The sequence below is a fragment of the Veillonella parvula genome (assembly GCF_018366295.1).
GTDB lineage: Bacteria > Bacillota > Negativicutes > Veillonellales > Veillonellaceae > Veillonella > Veillonella parvula_P.
Genome location: NZ_JAGZIJ010000006.1, coordinates 97,461 through 114,663 on the forward strand (window position 1 = coordinate 97,461; position 17,203 = coordinate 114,663).

Annotated in this window: 18 protein-coding genes; 14 read left to right on the plus strand and 4 right to left on the minus strand. The window is 40.8% G+C overall.

Annotation, left to right across the window (positions count from 1 at the left end; translation table 11 throughout):
* Positions 1-98: 98 nt before the first annotated feature.
* The 4 genes from KHY58_RS06715 to ispE form a co-directional block, all read right to left on the minus strand.
* On the minus strand, positions 99-1,355 hold the full coding sequence (locus tag KHY58_RS06715; RefSeq protein WP_004695052.1) for a Glu/Leu/Phe/Val family dehydrogenase: 1,257 nt from the start codon (positions 1,353-1,355) through the stop codon (positions 99-101).
* 352 nt (positions 1,356-1,707) lie between these two features.
* Positions 1,708-3,168, minus strand: coding sequence for an alanine/glycine:cation symporter family protein (locus tag KHY58_RS06720; RefSeq protein ID WP_077707638.1), 1,461 nt, complete (start codon positions 3,166-3,168; stop codon positions 1,708-1,710).
* Positions 3,169-3,308: 140 nt separating this feature from the next.
* A complete protein-coding gene (locus tag KHY58_RS06725) occupies positions 3,309-4,001 on the minus strand; it encodes a GntR family transcriptional regulator (protein ID WP_004697535.1) in 693 nt (230 codons plus the stop codon).
* Complete coding sequence (gene ispE, locus KHY58_RS06730; protein ID WP_278472626.1) at positions 3,998-4,894, minus strand: 4-(cytidine 5'-diphospho)-2-C-methyl-D-erythritol kinase; 897 nt, start codon at positions 4,892-4,894, stop codon at positions 3,998-4,000. The genes KHY58_RS06725 and ispE overlap by 4 nt, the downstream gene beginning before the upstream one ends.
* A gap of 205 nt (positions 4,895-5,099) precedes the next feature.
* Here ispE and KHY58_RS06735 point away from each other — a divergent pair, with 205 nt between their 5' ends.
* The 14 genes from KHY58_RS06735 to atpG all read left to right on the plus strand — a co-directional run bounded on the left by KHY58_RS06735 (position 5,100) and on the right by atpG (position 17,203).
* Positions 5,100-6,044, plus strand: a complete 945-nt coding sequence (locus KHY58_RS06735; protein ID WP_123138083.1) for a YitT family protein — start codon at positions 5,100-5,102, stop codon at positions 6,042-6,044.
* 171 nt (positions 6,045-6,215) lie between these two features.
* Positions 6,216-7,853, plus strand: coding sequence for a phosphoglucomutase (locus tag KHY58_RS06740; protein ID WP_270278921.1), 1,638 nt, complete (start codon positions 6,216-6,218; stop codon positions 7,851-7,853).
* A gap of 134 nt (positions 7,854-7,987) precedes the next feature.
* Complete coding sequence (locus tag KHY58_RS06745; RefSeq protein ID WP_156697261.1) at positions 7,988-8,263, plus strand: ACT domain-containing protein; 276 nt, start codon at positions 7,988-7,990, stop codon at positions 8,261-8,263.
* Positions 8,264-8,272: 9 nt separating this feature from the next.
* A complete protein-coding gene (locus KHY58_RS06750; RefSeq protein ID WP_004695059.1) occupies positions 8,273-9,631 on the plus strand; it encodes a PFL family protein in 1,359 nt (452 codons plus the stop codon).
* 34 nt (positions 9,632-9,665) lie between these two features.
* Positions 9,666-10,817: a glycosyltransferase family 4 protein gene (locus tag KHY58_RS06755; protein ID WP_156697260.1), complete on the plus strand. Its 1,152-nt coding sequence runs from the start codon at positions 9,666-9,668 to the stop codon at positions 10,815-10,817.
* Positions 10,818-10,874: 57 nt separating this feature from the next.
* Positions 10,875-12,017, plus strand: a complete 1,143-nt coding sequence (wecB, locus tag KHY58_RS06760) for a non-hydrolyzing UDP-N-acetylglucosamine 2-epimerase (protein ID WP_227037341.1) — start codon at positions 10,875-10,877, stop codon at positions 12,015-12,017.
* Between the two features lies 1 nt (position 12,018).
* Entirely contained in the window at positions 12,019-12,213 is a 195-nt protein-coding gene (locus KHY58_RS06765) for an AtpZ/AtpI family protein (RefSeq protein WP_341458542.1), read from the plus strand.
* Positions 12,214-12,355: 142 nt separating this feature from the next.
* The gene (locus tag KHY58_RS06770) at positions 12,356-12,592 is read left to right on the plus strand and encodes a hypothetical protein (protein WP_042986657.1); all 237 of its coding nucleotides are present in this window, start codon (positions 12,356-12,358) and stop codon (positions 12,590-12,592) included.
* A gap of 200 nt (positions 12,593-12,792) precedes the next feature.
* Positions 12,793-13,467 carry a F0F1 ATP synthase subunit A gene (gene atpB, locus KHY58_RS06775; RefSeq protein WP_004695063.1) on the plus strand — a complete coding sequence of 225 codons (675 nt, stop codon included), beginning with the start codon at positions 12,793-12,795 and terminating at the stop codon, positions 13,465-13,467.
* Positions 13,468-13,490: 23 nt separating this feature from the next.
* Positions 13,491-13,718: a F0F1 ATP synthase subunit C gene (gene atpE / locus KHY58_RS06780; protein WP_004695064.1), complete on the plus strand. Its 228-nt coding sequence runs from the start codon at positions 13,491-13,493 to the stop codon at positions 13,716-13,718.
* An 18-nt stretch (positions 13,719-13,736) separates the two neighbouring features.
* Entirely contained in the window at positions 13,737-14,234 is a 498-nt protein-coding gene (gene atpF, locus KHY58_RS06785; protein ID WP_012864787.1) for a F0F1 ATP synthase subunit B, read from the plus strand.
* 4 nt (positions 14,235-14,238) lie between these two features.
* Positions 14,239-14,790: an ATP synthase F1 subunit delta gene (atpH, locus tag KHY58_RS06790; RefSeq protein WP_278472631.1), complete on the plus strand. Its 552-nt coding sequence runs from the start codon at positions 14,239-14,241 to the stop codon at positions 14,788-14,790.
* A 16-nt stretch (positions 14,791-14,806) separates the two neighbouring features.
* Complete coding sequence (atpA, locus tag KHY58_RS06795; protein WP_004697546.1) at positions 14,807-16,345, plus strand: F0F1 ATP synthase subunit alpha; 1,539 nt, start codon at positions 14,807-14,809, stop codon at positions 16,343-16,345.
* Positions 16,346-16,348: 3 nt separating this feature from the next.
* Entirely contained in the window at positions 16,349-17,203 is an 855-nt protein-coding gene (gene atpG, locus KHY58_RS06800; protein ID WP_021148536.1) for an ATP synthase F1 subunit gamma, read from the plus strand.

Consider the following 17,203-nt stretch of genomic DNA (forward strand, 5'->3'; position numbering starts at 1 on the left):
TGCAGGTAAATAAAAAGGTTTATAGGCAAACAAAAAGGCGTAAGCTCAAATCGAGCTTACGCCTTTTTTATGGCTAACATGTATGGAGGTATAGGAGTTTAGCAGTTATAGCCACGCCATCTAGTTTCAACTACGAGGCGTTCAAGAGCAACCATGTACGCTGCTTGACGAGGAGGTACATTGTATTTATGTTGCATTTCCCAAACAGCTTCGAAGCTATTTTGCATATTCTTAGTTAATCTTTCATTAACTTCTTCTTCAGTCCAGTAGAAACTTGCTTTGTTTTGTACCCATTCATAGTAGGATACAACTACGCCTCCGCCGTTAGCAAGAACGTCAGGGATGATGTCGATGCCTTTTTCATAGAAGTATTTATCTGCATCATTAGTAGTAGGGCCATTAGCGCCTTCCAAGATAATCTTAGCTTGGATATTTTCCATGTTGTCTTTGTTTAATTGGTTTTCAAGGGCTGCCATGTATAATACATCAACTGGTTGAGCCAATAACTCTTGAGGTCCAATTGTAGTCATGCCCGGTTCGCTGTAACCTTCGAGGGAACGACCATGGGAGTTAGCATATTCGTATGCTTTTTCAACATCGAGACCGTTAGGATTGTAGATGTTAACGCTTACGTCGCCGATAGCCACAACTTTTGCACCTGCTTGTGCAATGAGACGAGCGCCTACGGAACCTACGTTACCAAAGCCTTGAACTGCTACCGTAAGGTTTTTGATATCCAAGTTTTTCTTAGCGAGGTAGCTTTGCAATGCGATGAGGCAACCGCGACCAGTCGCTTCATTACGACCTAAGGAACCACCAACTTCGATTGGTTTACCTGTAACGATACCTGGGCTCCATTCGCCTTTTAATGTGCTGTATTCGTCAGCAATCCAGCTCATGATTTGAGCATTCGTATTTACGTCTGGTGCAGGAACATCTGTATTAACACCGATGATAGGTGCAATGCGGCGTACGAAGTTACGAGTTAAGCGTTCTAATTCACGAGGATTTAACGTTTTTGGATCGACTTTGATGCCGCCTTTACCACCGCCATAAGGAATGTTAGCGATAGCGTTTTTAATAGTCATCCAAGCCGCAAGTGCACGCACTTCGTTTTCATCAGAATCTGGATGGAAGCGAAGACCGCCTTTAGCACTACCACGCAATGTGGAATGTTGGCAACGATAGCCTTCGTATACGCGAACTTCACCATTGTCGAGTTGAAGAGGAACTGCTACTTTTAGTTCCCGTTCTGGGTGACGTAACACTTCGTATTCGCTACGAGTATAGCCGAGCTTTTCAGCTGCTACGTCTAACGTGTTTAACATGTTTTCATATGGGTTATAACCGCTCATAATTACCTCCTGGATAATAGAGTAAATTAATAGTTGAATTAGTGCTAATTTTATCGCATACTTAAATATTCGACATTGTAAACAGAATACCCTTTATATTTTTATAAATATATTCTATAGTTTTTGACCTTTGAAAGTTGTAAAAATATAGATAATTACTATGATCTTTATCACAGTACAATCTGCTAATGAACGATGTTTTTATCTATGAAAATGGATACTTTTACAAAAAAATAAAGATCTATATTCTGAACAATATAGACCTTTATGTATGTACTAATAAACTATTTTAAAGATTATACGAAAAAGACTGGTGAAATATACTTTCACCAGCCTCATACGTCGATATATTTTATTTTTCCACAGTATCTTCAATCGGAGTAGGAGGTACGGAGGAGTCTGTTGTTTGACCATCACCCCACCATACGATGCCATATGTGTGATTTAGGATGGAACGGTTAAATACAGGCGTTTCAATACCTGCTTTGCGTTGTTTGATATAGTCGTCAAGGGCAAGACCTGCTGTGCGGCCCATGCGTACGATGGAACTTACATTAGTTAATACTAAGAAAGCCATGAATAAATCGGCTAGATTCCATACGAGATCTAGAGAGGCAACAGAGCCAACAAATGTCATAAGAATTACGCCAATACGGAACAAATGTAGGTAGAATCGTTTGTTTGTTAAGTGGCTGATATTGATTTCACCGTAGTAATAGTTACCAATTAAGGAACTAAAGGAGAACATAACGATGAAAATGGCTACGGCTGTAGGCGCCCAAGAACCAAGTTGTTGAGCTAGGTTATGTTGTACAAGAGCAATACCTGTTAGACCTGTAGTGCTGTAATCGCCTACGATGAGTACGATGAAAGCAGATGCTGTACAAATGATGAATGTATCAAGGAATACGCCGAATGCTTGTACAAGACCTTGTTCCACAGGGTGGTTAACAGCTGCCGTAGCGGCTGCGTTTGGAACAGAACCTTCACCGGCTTCGTTAGAGAAGAGCCCCCGTTTGATACCATTCATAACAGTAGCACCTAATAAGCCACCACCTGCTGCAACAGGCTCGAATGCGGAAGAGAAAATAGTATAGATCACATGTGGGAATTGGGTGATATTCATAATTACCACAAATAACGCAGTAGCAATGTATAGAATCGCCATGATAGGAACGATGATTTCAGATGCTTTTGCAACGCGGTTGATACCACCGAATATGATAATACCAAGAAGGACTGCTACTACAGCGCCTGTATAGGACACATCAAGGTTAAATACCTGGAGAGATGCAGCCAAAGTATTGGCTTGTACAGAATTGTAAATCCAACCATAGGTAATACTGATTAAAATAGCAAATAGAACAGATAATGCCTTGTTGTTTAGACCATACCGAATATAGTAAGCTGGTCCGCCATAGAAACCGCCCTTAGCAACAGGTTCTTTGTAGATTTGTGCTAATGTAGACTCGATGAAGCCCGTGGCAGCACCGATGAGTGCGATAACCCACATCCAGAAAATAGCACCAGGGCCACCAAGTACAACGGCAATAGCTATACCTGCGATGTTACCAACACCTACACGAGATGCGGTACTAACACAGAATGCTTGAAATGAGGATACATGGTTCTTTTCTGTAGAGCTACCTGCGCCGTTAATTACGAGGCGAATCATTTCTTTAATCATGCGAATTTGTACAAAATTCGTTGTCATCGTAAAGAAGAGACCTGCGCCGATGAGAATAAAAATGATGAAATAACTCCATAAATAACCGTTTATGGTGGATATAGCATCATTGAGCATTGCTTCCATAAAAACTCCCTTTCTTATAAAAAATCCATATTTCATAATAATCAATGATATTGTATCAATTTCTATAGACTATGTAAAACAAAAATCCTTCACAAATAGGAAGGATTTTTGCTTTATATAGTATTTTTGTAGAATGTTTTTTATGCCTTAGTAAATTCTTGTGACTCTTCCATTCCTTGCAACAAGGTTTGTTCGGAATGTTCCATGTGAATTCGAGCTAGTTTACGAGCTTGTGCGGCATTGTGAGAGGCGATGGCTTCCACTAATTGACGATGTTCCTCCCAAGTTTTTCTAAGACGACCTGGTTGGTTCATAGAAAAACTACGGAAGCGATAGGTTTGCTCTCGCAAGTTGTGAACGATGTCCGCCAATCTTTCGTTACGAGATGCGCGGTAGAGGACTTCGTGGAATTCTACGTCCGCAGCCACAACGGATTCCATATTTTTGTTTTCCATATGATCGCCGATTTCTACAAGCATTCTCTCCAGCGTTTCGATTTCCTCTTCTGTAATGCGTTCTGCTGCAAGGCCTGCCGCAAGTTCTTCCAGGGCAGAACGGATTTCAAATACTTGCGTAATATCCTTTAAAGATATGTTGGCAACGTAGGTACCGCGACGAGGAACCATAACGACAAAGCCTTCTAGTTCAAGTTTACGTATGGCTTCACGAATGGGGGTACGACTTACACCTAACTCTTCGGCAAGGGGAATTTCCATGAGGCGCTCCCCAGGTTTTAACACCCCATCTTGGATGGCTTGACGCAATGTTTCACTTACCACTTCTCTTAGTGGTTTATACGCATCGAGTCGTATAGGTTGTAACCGTTTTGTCATACTAAGTCCTCCTGTGTACATGTTTTAGTAATGAGTGACAGCCAATCATGACCAGCTGCTTTAATCTCTTCTTGTAATTGCAAGGCTTCCATAGGTTTGTTAAGTAATACTACCATCGTAGGACCGCTTCCTGTCATGATGGTTGGGTAACCACGGTTGGTGAAAAACTCCTTACATATTCCTAGTTCTTCGTGATCTGGGAATAATAATTCTTCAAAAGTATTAGCGCTACTAGTGAAAGCAGATTGTAAATCATTATTCTTAAGATGATTCAGAACGGTATCGATTGTTTTGGTGGTGGCATTAGATTTACCACTGAAGCGACCATAAGCAATCGCTGTAGAAATAGATACCTTTGGCTTTACTAGTAATAGCCAATGTGCCTCTGGCGATTGGCTATAGGTTAACACTTCGCCACGACCAGTTCCGCGAGCGGTACCACCTTGTAGTAGGAACGGTACATCAGATCCGAGTGAGGTACCGATGTTTAAAAGTTCCTCTTGCGTAAGACGTAAGTCCCAAAAACGGTTGAGACCTAATAACATGGCCGCTGCGTCTGCACTACCGCCACCAAGACCCGCTTGAATAGGAACGCGTTTTAATAGGTGGATGGCGGCACCGGCTTTACAACCCGTATAGGCCTGTATGGCGCGTAAAGCTTTGAGTGCGAGATTATCTTCTCCATAGCTTACGAGCTTTTGCATGTAATCGGGCAATTCGGGAGCGCCACCAGAAAATACTACGGAATGATGCTTAGCGAAATAAATAGAATCACTAAGGCGAATCGATTGAAATATGGAATCGATGTTGTGGTATCCATCGTCACGCTTACCTGTAATAGCAAGCCCAATATTAATTTTGCTGCAACCGAGTTGCTCAAAACTTTTACTCATAATAGCCTCGTTTGTAATGTACAAATTATATGCAGTTAATATGTTTATTTTATACTGTTATAAAGTGATTGAAAATAACCATTAAGTGGTTTATGATGATTTTGTATATACCTGTTGTTTGATTATTAAAAGCATTGTAAACAGCGTATGTTTTAATTAGTTCATTATAGAATATTTATAGTGAAATGGCAATTTGGAGGGAGCTATGTTCGCCAAGTATAAAGATGTTGTCTATCAATGTGTCATAGTTGCTATTGGTTGTGCAATTTTTGGTGCTGGTCTAGACGCCTTTGTACTACCTCATAAACTGGTTAGTACTGGTATTAGTGGGGTAGGATTGATTCTGTATTATCTAACGGGATTATCCGTTGGTTCTTGGAACGTTATTTTGAACGTCCCTATCTTTTGGGCTGCTTGGAAGTGGCTTGGCAAACGTGTTGTACTTAATACCTTGTATGGCACGCTCATGCTATCGTGGATGATTGATCTGTTTAGTTTCTTGCAATATGACATGATTATTAAGGATCCACTACTCAGTTCTATGATGGCGGGTATCACAACTGGACTGGGGCTTGGTATCGTCTACCGTGTAGGTGGTAATACAGGTGGCCTTGATCCAATTGCACTTATCGTTCGCAAATATTATGGTCTTCAAATGGGATCTATTAATAGTGCCATCAACTGTGCTATCCTCTTAGTTGCTGTCGGCGTTGTTGGACTTGAAGCGGTAGCCGTAACTCTTATCAGTGTGTATGTATATACTATTATTACAAATAAGGTGGTAATTGGTTTTAATCAACGCAAAGTTGCTTTTATTATTACCTATCGGACTGATGAAGTATGTGAATGTATCATTAATAAAGTCGGTCGTGGCGCTACTATTATCAATGGCATTGGCGCTTATACTCGGACGCCTAAGCAGATTGTGATGGTTGCAGTTAACTTGCTGCAGGTAAATAAATTGAAAGAGGTTATTCAAGAAGCGGACCCAAATGTGTTTATTTTGATTACTGATGCTCAAGAGGTTATCGGTCAAGGTTTTACTCAACCTATTGTTCCTGCGGAAATATCTAATCAGCTAAAATCACAAGATATAACTACCGAAGCGAACAATAATGTTGTAATAGATGAAAATAGTTGTAACAGATAAAAATAAAGAATTATGATAAAATCTCTGGCTGTTGTCATCTTATATTAATTATGTGTAAATATAATATTTTATGAATGATACATACATTTTGAAAATAATTTAATGTAATTGATCGAATATCAAGGTTGTAAAATGAGAGGGCTTGCCCTCAAGATAAGATTAGAGGTTTCTATGACTCACAAATTAGCAGGTACGCCTGTACAAGAACAAGATATTATCGATGTGCAAACCCTTGTGGATGCCTATTTTGATAATGTTCCGGATATTACAGATCCGACACAACTCGTATCCTTTGGTACATCTGGCCATCGCGGTACTTCTTTAAATGGTACTTTTACAGATTTACATGTGGCCGCTATTACACAGGCTATTTGTGATGGCCGTGGCCAATTCGGCGCTACAGGTCCGATTTTTGTCGGTCAAGATACACATGCTTTATCTCAGCCAGCCCTTGTAACAGTTCTAGAGGTTCTTGCTGGCAATGGCGTAACGGCAATGGTTGATTCCGATATGGATTTCGTGCCGACACCATCTATATCTCGTGCCATTATTCGTTATAATGAAAGCCACGATGACAAAGCGGATGGTATCGTGATTACGCCATCTCATAATCCTCCAGATAATGGTGGTATCAAGTATAACGCTACTAATGGTGGTCCGGCGGATACTCTTGTTACAAAATGGATTGAAACTCGAGCTAATGAATATGTTCGTGCATATTGTGAACTAGAAGGGTTTAAACGTATTAGCATCGACAATATTGAACCTGATCAACAAGTTCCGTATGACTATAAAGGCCTGTATGTTGAAGAACTGTCTTCTATCATTAATATGGAGGCAATACAAAGTGCAAAACCTAAGGTTCTCGTTAATGCCCTCGGCGGTAGTGGACTAGGTTATTGGCGTGCTATTAAAGAGCGGTATAATCTAAACCTAGATATTATTAATGATGAGTATGATCCAACCTTTAGCTTTATGACCTATGACCATGATGGTAAGGTACGTATGGATTGCTCATCTGAATATGCCATGGCTGACGTAATTAAACAAATTGGTAATTATGATCTCGCTGTTGGGAATGACCCTGATTATGATCGCTATGGTATCGTTAGTCCGCATGGGCTAGCTTCTCCAAACGCATTTCTTGTGACTGCGGCGGATTATTTGTTTACGACTCGTGGTTGGACAAATAAAGGGGTCGGTAAAACCGTTGTTTGTACCACTATGATTGATAAATGGGCTGCTAGTAAAGAGGTTCCTGTTTATGAGGTTCCAGTAGGTTTTAAATATTTTAGTTCCCTATTATTCGATGGTGAGATTGGTATTGGCGGTGAAGAATCTGCTGGTGCATCGTTCCTTAAAAAAGACGGTACCGTATGGACTACTGATAAAGATGGCATGGTAATGGCTCTCCTTGCGATGGAAATGTATGCCGTTATGGGGGCTACTGTTGACCGACTCTATAATAATCTTGTTGTAGGGTGTGGCGATCCTCGTTTTGGTCGTATTGATGCGCCTTGTACAAAGGAGGCCAAGGTTAAGTTGAAACAATTAAATGCAAGCTCCATTACGGCTACCGAAGTAGATGGTGATGCGATTACTAATGTTCGCACTACTTCTCTGTATAAAGATATGCCTATCGATGGTGTTCGTGTGGAAACGGAAACAGGATGGTTTGTAGCACGCCCATCTGGCACTGAAGATTTATATAAAATTTATGGTGAAAGCTATAAAGGGGATAAAGGTCTTATCGCATTGTTAACTGCTGGTGAAGAGATTGTAACAAGTGCTTTGTCTGACGAAGTGTAACATGTTGTTTTCACTAGAAAACTCATAAAGATTTCACTCATGAAAAATAATAAATGTGTTATAATATATTAATATAGTTTATTGAATGCCCTATACTGGCTATATAGCTTGTAGTGCTTAGAGAAGGTGATGTTATGAAATTAGTTGTTACCGTTGTCGGCGTAGACCGCGTTGGTATCATTGCTGGGGTTAGTACCGTACTCGCTAACTACGGTGTAAATATTATGTCGATAAATCAGACCATCCTTGATGGCGTTTTCAATATGATTATGATGTGTGAAACTAAGTCTGAAGATATGAAAAATCTTACAGCTATCCAAGAGGCTTTGACGAATCAAGGTAAAGAACTAGGTGTTGAAATCCGTGCACAACATGCTGATATTTTCTTAAGTATGCACCGCGTAGGATAGGAGGCACTTATGTTATCTATCGACAATATTTTAGAAACGAATCAGATGATTCACGATAACAAGCTTGATGTGCGTACTATTACGATGGGGATTAGCTTGCTAGAATGTGCATCTAGTTCTGGTAAAGAGCTGTGTGACCGTATTTATGACCGTATTACAAAAGAGGCAGAACATCTTGTATCTACAGGGGAAGATATTGAGCGAGAATTCGGCATCCCTATTATCAATAAGCGTATTTCTGTAACACCCATTTCTCTAGTTGCAGGGGGTAGTGATTTAACATCTTATGTTCCTGTGGCGGAAGCTATGGATCGTGCTGCAAAAACTGTAGGTGTTAATTTTATTGGCGGCTTTTCTGCGCTTGTAACAAAGGGCGCCACTCGAGCTGACCGCATTTTGATTGACTCTATTCCTGAAGCGCTGGCAACTACGGATATCGTTTGTAGCTCTGTTGCTGTGGGCTCTACTAAAACTGGTATTAACATGGACGCAGTGCGAGACATGGGAATCATCGTTAAGAAAACTGCAGAGCTTACAAAGGATAATGATGCTCTTGGTTGTGCTAAGCTCGTAATATTCTGTAATCCTGTAGAGGATAATCCATTTATGGCGGGTGCTTTCTTCGGGGTAACAGAAGGGGATAGTGCTATTTCTGTAGGTGTATCTGGCCCGGGCGTTGTAAAACATGCGCTTGAATCCGTTCGAGGTCAATCCTTTGACGTTGTAGCAGAAACGATTAAACGTACTGCTTTTAAAATCACGCGCGTAGGTCAATTGGTAGCGCAAGAGGCATCTCGCCGCCTAGGTAAACCATTTGGTATTATTGATTTATCTTTGGCGCCAACGCCAGCTGTAGGTGACTCTGTAGCTCATGTTCTTGAAGAAATGGGCTTGTCCTCTTGTGGTTGTCATGGCACTACAGCGGCACTAGCATTACTTAATGATGCGGTGAAAAAAGGTGGTCTTATGGCTTCCTCTCACGTAGGTGGTCTTAGTGGTGCATTCATTCCTGTCTCGGAAGATGCAGGCATGATTGATGCTGTATCCTGTGGCAGTTTGACACTTGATAAATTAGAGGCCATGACATGTGTTTGTTCTGTAGGGCTTGATATGATTGCTATTCCTGGAGACACTACTGCTGATACCATTTCTGCTATCATTGCAGATGAATCAGCAATTGGTATGATTAATAATAAGACAACTGCGGTTCGTGTAATTCCTGTACCTGGTAAGACTGTTGGAGAGGTTGTTGAATTTGGTGGATTATTAGGTTATGCTCCTATTATCGAAGTGAGTCCATATAGTGCAGCCGAGTTCATTGCCCGCGGTGGCAGAATTCCTGCTCCTATTCGTAGCTTAACGAACTAATCCGTTTTTACAACCTACTTGTTGGAGGTGTCTTATGAGTGAATATGTGCTCGATTATGTGTGGGCCTTTGCAGTAGCGCTCATCATAACCTTTGCACTTACCCCATTGGTAAAACGCTTTGCCGTTGCTGTTGGGGCAATAGATAAGCCTGATGCTCGAAAGGTGCATCATGGTGCGATTCCACGACTTGGTGGATTAGCAATCTTTCTCGGTTATGTGGGATCGGTTCTTTTTAACGATTCCATTCCGCATGATCATAAATTGTTTGGGTTTGTCCTTGGTACAGTCATTTTGGTGCTAGTTGGTATTTGGGACGACATTAAACAAATTGAGCCAAAAACTAAGTTAATGGGCCAAATTATAGCAGCCGCTATCCTGGTGGCTTATGATATTCGAGTAGATTTCATTAACCTTCCTTGGGGTGGTGTAGTATATCTCAAGTATTGGGCTATTCCATTGACTATTTTCTGGATAGTTGGTTTTACAAATATTGTAAACCTCATCGATGGCCTTGATGGCTTGGCTGCAGGTATTTCCTTTATCGCATGTATCGCTGTTTGTGCAATGACATTGCAACTTGGTCAAACTGATCTTGCTTGTATCTCTCTTGCTTTAGCAGGTGCGACTGTAGGTTTCTTGCGGTATAACTTCAATCCTGCAAAAATATTCATGGGTGATACGGGATCCATGTTATTAGGCTATACATTAGCAGCTATTTCCGTTATGGGCGCTGTGAAGACAGCTGCTATGATTGCTCTAGTGGTACCTGCCATTGTGTTAGGCTTGCCTATTTTAGACACCTTATTTGCCATTGTGCGCCGTAAAATCAGTGGACGTCCCATCTTTAAACCCGATAAAGGTCATGTTCACCATCGCTTATTGGCACAAGGATTAACACAAAAGCAAGCTGTATTGTTGATGTATGCAGTAACAGCTCTTTTCGGCGGTGTATCTGTTATCGTTGCAGAGGTTAATGCTTGGGTCGGCGCGACCTTGGTATTAGTAATTTTCTTGTGTAGTATTTATATTGCACGACGTCTTGGCGTTATCATGCATAGTGATGCGGCAGGGCATCCGTTACCACGTCCTACAATTGAACGCAGCGACTCGGATGATACCATATCCTTTGATCGCGATGAATTGGCTAAAGCCTTGGAGAATACTGATGATTCTCATAAGGAATAACCATCTGTGGGGCGCTTGGCGCCCCATTTTTTCTATCCTACTACGTTGGAGGCAACTATGTTAAAAGTTATGACAATCTTTGGTACAAGACCTGAGGCTATCAAGATGGCTCCTCTTGTAAAAGCATTACAAGCAGCACCAGATATGGAACCTATCGTAACCGTTACGGCACAGCATCGAGATATGCTCGATCAAGTACTAAACTTGTTTAATATTACCCCAGACTATGATTTAAATATTATGAGCCAAGGTCAAACACTATATGATGTAACTAATCGTGCTTTGATGGGCCTTAAAGATGTATTAGAAGAAGCAAAACCTGATGTGGTACTCGTTCATGGTGATACTACAACTACCTTTGCTGGGGCATTGGCTTCTTTCTACCAAGAAATTCCTGTAGGTCACGTAGAAGCAGGACTACGGACAGGTGATATTTACTCTCCATTCCCTGAAGAGATGAATCGAAAATTGACGGGTTCGATCGCGACGTATCACTTTGCGCCTACTTCTAGTTCTGAAAGCAATTTAAAAAAAGAAAATATTAATACAGAACATCTTTATGTAACGGGGAATACTGTTATCGATGCTCTTGATACGACGGTACAAGACAGCTATGTATTCGATGATGCAGCTATTAATGCTCTTGATCCTAAAAAACGTACGGTTCTTGTTACCACACATCGCCGAGAAAACTTAGGTGAACCTATGCGCCATGTATATCAAGCCATTCGAGATTTAATCAATGAATTTGAAGATATTCAAGTTGTTTTCCCTGTACATAAAAATCCTAAAGTTCGCCAAGTTGTACAAGAGGAACTTGGTTCTGTGGAGCGTGTTACATTAATTGACCCTCTTGACTATGAACCATTTGCAAACTTGATGGCTAAATCTTACTTGATTTTGACTGATTCAGGTGGGATTCAAGAAGAAGCCCCAGCTCTTGGTAAGCCAGTTCTCGTATTACGTGATACGACAGAACGTCCTGAAGCGGTAGAAGCAGGCACTGTTCGCCTTGTAGGTACTGATAAAGATGCGGTACATAAAGCCGCTTATGAATTATTGAGCAATGCTGAAGCGTATAAGTTAATGTCTAATTCTGTTAACCCCTATGGTGACGGAAAAGCCTCTGAACGCATCATTCAAGCGTTGCGACATGAATTCTTAGGTGATGCGCATCGTCCTGAACGTTTTGGTAAATAATATGGATAAGGATCTTGTGAAAGCCCTCGCCATGGCAACATCAGCGGGGGTCACACTGGTCTCCTGTATAGGAGGTTTTATTTTGCTAGGTTATAAATTAGATACTTGGCTTCAAACGGAACCACTCTGCATGGTCATATTTGGCCTAATAGGAGCAATAACAGGGTTTTATATGTTGTATAAACAAGTTAAGTAGTGAGGTATGTATGAATCAATATATAAAATTCATAGTGCGAGTGCTGCTGACTTGTTTTTTTATTGCTTTTTTTGGCAGTATAATACAAGTTTTATGTGGCTTAGAACAGTATCTATGGGGATGGCTTTGGGGCATCTTTATAATGGTTCTCTACTTACTTAGCCTAGCTTTGCATGGACAATCTATTGTGTCAGGAGATCCTTATAAAGCCGTACGTAAATCTCGTAGACAGATGATTTGGCGCCTTATGTTAGTAGGCTCTCTAGTGGTCTTAGGTCTGAAAATTCCCGGTGTAGAGGCTGTTAGCATGTTTATAGGTATCGCGCTTATTCAGCCTGCATTATATGCTGTGTACTGGTGGCTCAGTTGCCAGTTTTAGTTCTAAAATGACCTAAAATAGGAACAACAAAGGTATTCCAATTATGCATTGTATACATTATATTTATGATTAATTGGAATTGCTTACCCTTCAAGTGTTGATTATATATCTATAACGATGTATGATGATACATATATGTTATATTTATATTAATTGTAAATATATTAGGTTTTATTATATCTATGAAAGGGGTTGAGAACGTGGTATTACATGCGGGACACCATGAGGTCGTGCAGTGGTTGGGGTTGACATTTAATATAGATACCTTGATTGCTACATGGGTTACTATGGCTATTGTAATATTAATAACAATACTAGCCACCCGAGGACGTAAATTGGTGCCTGTAGGCTTGCAAAATATAGTGGAATCTATATTAGAAGGCTTAGAGGGGCAATTAGCTCCGAACTTGGGTCGTCATTGGCCGATGGTGAGTTCCTTGTTATTTACGTTTTTCTTATTTATTTTTGTAGGAAATGAATTAGGCTTAATGCCTACACTTAAGGCGTTAACATCACCAACATCTGATATCAATACTACAGTTGCATTGGCTTTATGTAGTACATTAGTAGTATGGGTTATGGGTATTAAAGTTAAAGGCTTATCTTACTTTAAGCATTTTGTACGACCTTATAAGGCTTTGCTAGTACTTAATATCTTTGAAGAGATCGCTAGACCTGTTACGCTTGCTTTCCGTCTATTCGGCAATATCGTAGCTGGTGAAATTTTGTTAGAAGTATTATACAAGTTGCCTTGGTTTGTACCTGTACCATGGGTGTGGATTGCTTTTAGTTTGTTTATCGGCATTATTCAAGCCTTTATTTTTACCGTTCTTACAGCATCCTATTTAGGGATGGCTCTTAGTGAGGAACATTAATTATTATATATGGAGGATATATTATGGAAGCTCAAGGTTTATTCGCATTAGCAGCAGCGATCGCAGTAGGTTGTGGTGCCATTGGTGCAGGTATCGGTGACGGTCTTGTATCTAGTAAAGTAATCGAAGGTATTACACGCCAACCTGAATTGCGTGGTCAATTGATGTCTACTATGTTCGTTGCGATTGGTTTAATCGAAGCGATGCCTATCATCGGTGTAGTAGTTGCGTTTATTTTGTTATTCAGATAATAACGAGGAGGAATAACCTTGGTTGACTTAAGCCTTGGAACGATTCTTGCTCAAATGTTGAACTTTTTTATATTAGTTTGGCTATTGGCGCGTTTTGCATATAAACCATTATTGGCTATGATGACAGAACGTAAAGAACGAATTGCTAAAGATTTAGAAGCTGCTGAACAAGCCCGTGCAGAGACAGAAAAGTTTAAAGCTGATTATGCAGCTCAAATTTCTAATGCTCGTGTAGAAGCACAACAAATTGTTGAAAAAGCAATTCAAGAAGCAGAAAATACTACACGAGAACAATTGGCAACAGCTCGCGAGCAAATTGAACAAGAAAAAAATCGTGCTCGTCAAGATATTGCCATCGAACGCGATCGTGCTATGAACAGCTTGCGTAACGAAGTGGTATCTTTATCTGTAGCTATGGCTGGTAAAGTTGTTGCTAAAGATATGAACAGCGAAACTAATACAAAATTGATCGAAGACGCTATTCGTCAACTTGATAGTAAAACGATAGGGTTGTGATACGATGAGCATAGAAATTGTAGCAGATAAATATGGTTCGGCTATGTTTGAATTAGCTCAAGAACAAAATATTTTGGAACTCATGGAGGAGCAATTAGGTTATGTAGCGTCCGTTATGGCGGAACAGCCTGAACTTCGTTTATTCCTTGAAAATCCAATCGTTACAGAAGATGCAAAGATTAAGTTAGTTGGTTCCATCTTTGAATCTAGTATCGACAAAGTTGCTTTACACTTTATCTATGTGATGATTAAACGCGGGCGCCATTGTTATATTGCACAGGCCATTGCAGCGTTTATTCAAAAATCACGAGAGGCTCGTGGTATTTTGGAAGCTACTGTAACTGTAGCAGAACCAATCACAGCTGATGTAGAAGCATCTGTACAAGCTAAATTACGAGAAGTAACAGGGAAAGATGTTATTTTATCTGTGCGTCAAGATCTATCTATTATGGGTGGTATTATTATCCAAGTAGGGGATAAACGCATTGATGGCTCTGTATCTCGTCGTTTAGAGGAATTAGAAAAATCTTTATTAAGAACGAACTCTATTAGATAGGGGTGAATGGGTATATATGAAAATGAAGCCTGAAGAAATCACTGCTATAATCAAACAGCAGATTCAGGACTATGATGTTGACCTCAATGTCGATGATGTGGGTACTGTTCTCGACGTAGGGGATGGCATCGCCCATATTTATGGTCTTGAAAGAGCCATGGCCGGTGAGTTGCTAGAATTACCACACGGCGTATATGGCTTGGTTTTGAACTTAGAATTAGATAATGTGGGTGCCGTACTATTAGGTGATGACTTCTTGATTAAAGAAGGGGACCAAGTGCGCCGTACTGGCAAAATTATGGACGTTCCTGCCGGAGATGCCTTGATTGGTCGCGTAGTAAACCCTCTTGGTCAACCTCTTGATGGCAAGGGTGCTATTCAAGCTACAGAACGTCGTCCTATCGAACATCCAGCACCTGGTATTGCGGATCGTCAATCCGTAAATGAACCATTGCAAACAGGTCTTAAAGCGATTGATGCGATGGTACCAATCGGCCGTGGTCAACGTGAGCTTATCATCGGTGACCGTGGTACAGGTAAAACTGCGATTGCCTTAGATACTATTCTGAACCAAAAAGGCAAAGATGTTATTTGTATTTATGTAGCTATTGGTCAAAAAGAATCTACAGTTGCTCGCGTAGTACAAAAACTTGAAGAAGCAGGCGCTATGGAATATACAATCGTAGTTTCTGCGAGTGCTTCCACAGGTGCACCTCTTCAATACATTGCCCCATATGCTGGTGTTGCCATGGGTGAATACTTTATGTACCAAGGTAAACACGTATTATGCGTATATGATGACTTAACAAAACAAGCGGCTGCATATCGTGCTATGTCCCTATTATTGCGCCGTCCACCAGGGCGTGAAGCATATCCAGGCGACGTATTCTACTTACACAGTCGTCTATTAGAGCGGGCTGCGAAACTTTCATCTGAACTTGGTGGAGGTTCTATTACAGCGTTGCCAATCATTGAAACACAAGCAGGTGACGTATCTGCATACATTCCAACAAACGTAATTTCCATTACTGATGGTCAAATTTTCTTGGGAACAGATATGTTCTATTCTGGTATTCGTCCAGCTGTTGACGTAGGTCTGTCCGTATCCCGTGTAGGTGGTAGCGCACAAACTAAAGCGATGAAGCAAGTGGCGGGCCAATTGCGTTTGGACCTTGCTCAATATCGTGAGTTGGCTGCTTTCGCTCAGTTTGGTTCTGACCTTGATGCGGCTACACGCGCTCAACTTGATCGTGGTGAACGCTTAACTGAAATGTTAAAACAAGGTCAATATGAGCCTATGAGTGTAGCGGAAATGGTTATCAACCTTTACGCTGGTACTAAAGGGTACTTAGCAGATATTCAAGTGGCAGATGTATTGTCCTTTGAAGCTGAACTTTTACGTTATGTAAAAGCAAATTATCCTGAAATCATCACTAACATTGAAACGTCTAAGAAAATTGACGAAGAAACTGAAAATCTATTGAAGCAAGCAATCCCAGAATGTGTTGAAGCATTTGGCTCTACACATACATTAGTGTCTCGTAAGGAGGCGTAATGTATGGCTAGTGCACAAGATTTGCGAAAACGCATAAAAAGTGTTACCAATACGCAACAAATTACAAAAGCGATGAAGATGGTAGCTTCTGCTCGTCTTCGTAGGGCACAAACAAAAGCGGAAGCTACTCGTCCTTACGCAGAAAAGATAGGGCAAATCTTGCGTCATATGTCTAATAGTGATTTAGAAGGCTTTGAAAGTCCTCTTTTAGATGTGCGACCTGTAGAGCGCACTTGCTATATTGTAGTAGGTGCAGATAAAGGTCTTGCAGGGGCATTTTCGTCTAATGTATTGAAATTTGCCATGGAACAATTACATGGTAAATCTCCTGATACATACCGTGTTATCACGGCAGGCAGAAAGCCTAGAGACAGCATGAAATCTAGAGGTGTTCGCATCGATAAGTCTTATGCGGGCTTCTCGGATAAACCATCCTATGAACATGCGCGTACTATTATGCATGAAGCACTTTCACTATATGAACGTCATGAAGTAGACGAAGTCATCATGATCTATACACGTTTTGTAAATTCTATGACGCAAATTGCACAGGCTGAGCGCTTGTTGCCAATAGAGCAACCACAAGATGAGGTAAAAGGCGAAGAGTATGATTTCATGCCGTCCGCCGTATCCGTCTTGGAGGCGTTGCTGCCAAAATACTTAGAAATTACAGTTTATAATGGATTGTTGCAATCTGCAGCTAGTGAATTAGGTGCTCGTATGACGGCCATGACATCGGCTACAGATAATGCAGGGGAACTCATTGAGTCCTTAGGCCTTGAATACAACAAGTTGCGTCAATCTAGTATTACAAACGAAATTTCTGAAATCGTTGGTGGCGCTAATGCCTTGCAATAG

Bases quoted from the DNA above. Each gene is read 5' to 3' on its own strand.
- KHY58_RS06750 (WP_004695059.1), top strand. From the start codon at position 8,273: ATGTTATCTATCGACAATATTTTAGAAACGAATCAGATGATTCACGAT.
- KHY58_RS06740 (WP_270278921.1), top strand. From the start codon at position 6,216: ATGACTCACAAATTAGCAGGTACGCCTGTACAAGAACAAGATATTATC.
- KHY58_RS06755 (WP_156697260.1), top strand. From the start codon at position 9,666: ATGAGTGAATATGTGCTCGATTATGTGTGGGCCTTTGCAGTAGCGCTC.
- KHY58_RS06770 (WP_042986657.1), top strand. From the start codon at position 12,356: ATGGTTCTCTACTTACTTAGCCTAGCTTTGCATGGACAATCTATTGTG.
- KHY58_RS06735 (WP_123138083.1), top strand. From the start codon at position 5,100: ATGTTCGCCAAGTATAAAGATGTTGTCTATCAATGTGTCATAGTTGCT.
- KHY58_RS06765 (WP_341458542.1), top strand. From the start codon at position 12,019: ATGGATAAGGATCTTGTGAAAGCCCTCGCCATGGCAACATCAGCGGGG.
- atpE (WP_004695064.1), top strand. From the start codon at position 13,491: ATGGAAGCTCAAGGTTTATTCGCATTAGCAGCAGCGATCGCAGTAGGT.
- KHY58_RS06725 (WP_004697535.1), bottom strand. From the start codon at position 4,001: ATGACAAAACGGTTACAACCTATACGACTCGATGCGTATAAACCACTA.
- atpA (WP_004697546.1), top strand. From the start codon at position 14,807: ATGAAAATGAAGCCTGAAGAAATCACTGCTATAATCAAACAGCAGATT.
- wecB (WP_227037341.1), top strand. From the start codon at position 10,875: ATGTTAAAAGTTATGACAATCTTTGGTACAAGACCTGAGGCTATCAAG.
- KHY58_RS06715 (WP_004695052.1), bottom strand. From the start codon at position 1,355: ATGAGCGGTTATAACCCATATGAAAACATGTTAAACACGTTAGACGTA.
- KHY58_RS06745 (WP_156697261.1), top strand. From the start codon at position 7,988: ATGAAATTAGTTGTTACCGTTGTCGGCGTAGACCGCGTTGGTATCATT.
- KHY58_RS06720 (WP_077707638.1), bottom strand. From the start codon at position 3,168: ATGGAAGCAATGCTCAATGATGCTATATCCACCATAAACGGTTATTTA.
- ispE (WP_278472626.1), bottom strand. From the start codon at position 4,894: ATGAGTAAAAGTTTTGAGCAACTCGGTTGCAGCAAAATTAATATTGGG.
- atpG (WP_021148536.1), top strand. From the start codon at position 16,349: ATGGCTAGTGCACAAGATTTGCGAAAACGCATAAAAAGTGTTACCAAT.
- atpH (WP_278472631.1), top strand. From the start codon at position 14,239: ATGAGCATAGAAATTGTAGCAGATAAATATGGTTCGGCTATGTTTGAA.